General features: G+C 30.9%; 1 pseudogene. It reads right to left on the minus strand.

Going from position 1 to position 466, the window contains the following annotated elements:
- Positions 1 to 148: 148 nt before the first annotated feature.
- Positions 149 to 466, minus strand: a pseudogene (locus GNY06_RS00240) (IS5/IS1182 family transposase); the annotation flags it as partial.

The raw sequence follows: 466 nt of genomic DNA on the forward strand, positions 1-466 counted from the left end.
CTTATAGTTTTCTGAGAGATAAAATAACAAAAGCAATATAATGCAAAGAATACCATGTTATTACAGAAGTTTCAAATCGTATTAATAATGCTTTGAAACTATCTAACCAAGCATTTGCTTTCTCTATATTGAACCTTCGTTTATATAATTATTCATCAAAATAATAATAATTCTTGGCTGTTTTATTATTCCTGAGATTGGTTTTAATATTGGCGATTATTTTTTCTTTTTCTAACATTTGTCGTAAATTCTCACTGTCAAATTCTGTATCAGCATTGATAAACAATCCTTTATGATCTATTTCTGCTTCGCTTAGAAGTGACAGAATTTCTTTCAAAGTACCTTCTATTTGGTATAAATCGTGATGATGGCCACTTTTTGGACTTCCCATTGCCAACATTTGTCCCTGGTTATCACACAGAAAAATGCTGTTGGTGGTTTTTGCCTTTTTTCTACCCTGATAGCC

The sequence above is a fragment of the Elizabethkingia argenteiflava genome, from assembly GCF_009904105.1.
Lineage (GTDB): Bacteria > Bacteroidota > Bacteroidia > Flavobacteriales > Weeksellaceae > Elizabethkingia > Elizabethkingia argenteiflava.